The sequence below is a fragment of the Amycolatopsis circi genome (assembly GCF_003385235.1).
Taxonomy (GTDB): Bacteria; Actinomycetota; Actinomycetes; order Mycobacteriales; family Pseudonocardiaceae; genus Amycolatopsis; species Amycolatopsis circi.
This window is the reverse complement of record NZ_PQIA01000277.1, coordinates 1-2,613: the sequence shown is the minus strand read 5'-3', so window position 1 is coordinate 2,613 and position 2,613 is coordinate 1. Positions and strand designations below refer to the sequence as shown.

The 2,613-nt window shown below is 70.1% G+C and carries 4 protein-coding genes; 1 reads left to right on the top strand and 3 read right to left on the bottom strand.

Going from position 1 to position 2,613, the window contains the following annotated elements; genetic code table 11:
- Positions 1-472 (top strand): nitroreductase family deazaflavin-dependent oxidoreductase (locus D0D37_RS46205; protein WP_208720580.1); only part of this gene is annotated, 472 nt, incomplete at its 5' end.
- A gap of 260 nt (positions 473-732) precedes the next feature.
- Here the strand turns inward: D0D37_RS46205 and D0D37_RS46200 are convergent.
- The 3 genes from D0D37_RS46200 to D0D37_RS46190 form a co-directional block, all read right to left on the bottom strand.
- Positions 733-1,977: an RNA polymerase sigma factor gene (locus tag D0D37_RS46200; RefSeq protein ID WP_116206880.1), complete on the bottom strand. Its 1,245-nt coding sequence runs from the start codon at positions 1,975-1,977 to the stop codon at positions 733-735.
- Complete coding sequence (locus tag D0D37_RS46195; protein ID WP_116206882.1) at positions 1,977-2,360, bottom strand: YciI family protein; 384 nt, start codon at positions 2,358-2,360, stop codon at positions 1,977-1,979. Before D0D37_RS46195 ends, D0D37_RS46200 begins: the two co-directional genes overlap by 1 nt.
- A gap of 37 nt (positions 2,361-2,397) precedes the next feature.
- The coding region (locus D0D37_RS46190) for a hypothetical protein (RefSeq protein WP_208720579.1) at positions 2,398-2,613 on the bottom strand (216 nt) is incomplete at its 5' end.

The following is a 2,613-nucleotide window of genomic DNA, read 5'->3' as shown; positions in this document are numbered from 1 at the left end:
GCGCAGGATGTTCGCCGGTTTGGGCCGCAGCAAGGCATTCGCCGCGTTCGGCCAAGCGATGATGCCCGCGGACCGCCTGCTCCTCCGCATCAGCGGCGGCCGCGTGGGCGTAGGCGCGGCGGTCGGACTGCGCACCCTCCTGCTCACCACGATCGGCCGCACCACCGGCGAACCCCGCCAGGTCCCGCTGCTGTACGTCGAACGCGCCAGCGGTTACGTAGTGATCGGCTCCAACTGGGGCGGAGAACACCATCCCGCCTGGACAGCGAACCTCCTGTCCCACCCCGACGCGACAGTCTCCGTCCACGGCCGCACCCTCCCAGTCCGAGGCCGTCTCCTGAAAGACGCCGAACGACAGGAAATGTGGGACGCCGTCGCCTCCTACTGGCCCGCCTACGACCGCTACGCCGAACGCGCCGCCCACCGCGAAATCCGGGTATTCCTCCTGGAACGCACAAACGCAGCCGCCTGACCGGACCTGCCGCACTCCGGATATTCGCGCCCTCCCGAGCTGACCGGCCAGCACCCGCTCGCTGAGCGGTCCTTCCCTCGCCTGGCAACTCCACCGCTCGCCAAACAGCCTCCGCTGGCCTGGCAAGTCACCCGCCCGCCAAACAGCCTCCGCCGGCCTGGCAACTCACCCGCCCGCCTAACGGCCTCCCCTGACCGGCCAGCACCCGCTCGCCTAACAGCCTTCCCTGGCCTGGCAACTCACCCGCCCAGCCAATCCGCCTACCCTCCCCGCGGAAGGAACTTCGCCGCCTTCGTCTGGAGATATCGGCGCTCCGGCATGCTGCTCGTGCGTTTCGCCGCGCGCAGGTAATGCTCGTGCGCACCCGCGGTGTCGCCGGAGAGTTCGAGCAGATGCGCACGAACCGCGTCGAGCCGATGGCCCTGTCTCAACCGCGCGTCGTCTTCGAGCGTGGCCAGCAGCGCCAGCGCTTTCTCCGGACCGTGAACCATCGCGACCGCGATCGCCCGGTTGAGCGTCGTCACCGGGCCGGGCGCGAGTTGTTCGAGCAGGCCGTACAACTCCAGGATCTGCGCCCAGTCAGTGGAATCCGTGCCCGTCGCCTGGTCGTGCAGTGCCGCGATGGCGGCTTGCACCTGGTACGGCCCCACCGGGCCTCGCCCCAATACCCGGTTCACCAATTCCAGACCCTCGACGATCAACGGCACCGTCCACTGTCGACGGTCCTGTTCGGCGAGCGGTGTCAACGCTCCGTCGGGCCCGGTGCGAGCCGGCCGTCGCGCGTCGGTGAGCAGCATGAGCGCGAGCAACCCGGCGACCTCGCCGTCGTCCGGAAGCAACGCATGGACGGCGCGAGTCAGCCGGATCGCTTCCTCGGACAGTTCGACGCGGTGCAGATCCTCGCCCGACGTCGCCGTGTACCCCTCGTTGAAAATCAGGTACAGCACGTGTAACACGACCTGCAGCCGAGCCGGCCAGTCCTCGGCGGACGGAGTCGCAAAGGTCGAACCGGCCGCCACGACGCTTTCTTTCGCCCGCGTGATCCGGCGCGCCATGGTGCCTTCCGGCACGAGGAACGCGCGCGCGATCTCAGCCGTCGTCAATCCGCCGACCGCGCGCAGCGTCAGTGCGACCTGCGAACTGGCCGTGACCGCCGGATGGCAGCACAGGAACAGCAACGTCAGCGTGTCGTCCTGCCCCGGCGACTGCTCGTCCTCCGGTCCGGGCACGACCGCCGTCAGCGCGACGTCCTGCACCGCAACGGTTTCTTCGCGTGGCCGCCGCGCGCTTTCGCTGCGCCACAGGTCGGTCAGCCGCCGGGTGGCGACCGTGAGCAGCCAGGCACGCGGGTTGTCGGGTACCTCGCCTGCCGACCACTGCTCGACCGCCGCGACCAGCGCCTCCTGCACCGCGTCCTCGCACGCCTCGATCTGCCCGTACCGCCGCACGAGCGTCCCGAGCACCTGCGGCACGAGCGGCCGGAGCAGCTCGCCGACGTCCGCCATCAGCCGAGGTCGGACTGGGTTTCCGCGTCGGCGAAGAACACGACCGGCCGGACCTCGATGCCGAGCCCGTCGATCCCCGCGTCGGGAATCATCACGGCGACCTCCAGCGCCCGGTCGCGGCTTTCGCATTCGACCAGGTAGAACCCGGCGAGGAACTCCTTCGACTCCGCGAACGGACCGTCGGTGACCGCAGGCACCCCGCCGCGCACCCGCACGACAGCGCTGTCGTCCGGCCCGCCGAGCGCCTGCGTGTTGATCATCTCGCCGGACGCGCGGATCTTGGCGATGAAGTCCGCGTGCCCGTCCATCACCTCCTGGCGGGTCTCCTCGCTCAGTCCTTCCCATACCTCGGGGTTCATGTGCATCGTCAGCAGGAACTTCACGTCGCTCTCCCCAGCCAGCCGGTTCAGGCGCACCAACCTAGCGGAGCCGCGCGGCGATGCCGTCCAGCAGACATTCGAGGCCCAGCTCGAACTGCGCGTCCTCAGCCGCCGCCTTCCGGGCATCGGCAGCAGCTTCCGCACCCGCCGCCTGCCCCGGAACCGACCGACCCGCAGCAGCCGCACCGGCAGCTCCGGCCCGCCCCGCCCCGGCACCCGCCTGACCGGACCCAGCCGCTTCGGGACGGCTCTCGCC

Bases quoted from the DNA above. Each gene is read 5' to 3' on its own strand.
- D0D37_RS46200 (WP_116206880.1), bottom strand. From the start codon at position 1,977: ATGGCGGACGTCGGCGAGCTGCTCCGGCCGCTCGTGCCGCAGGTGCTC.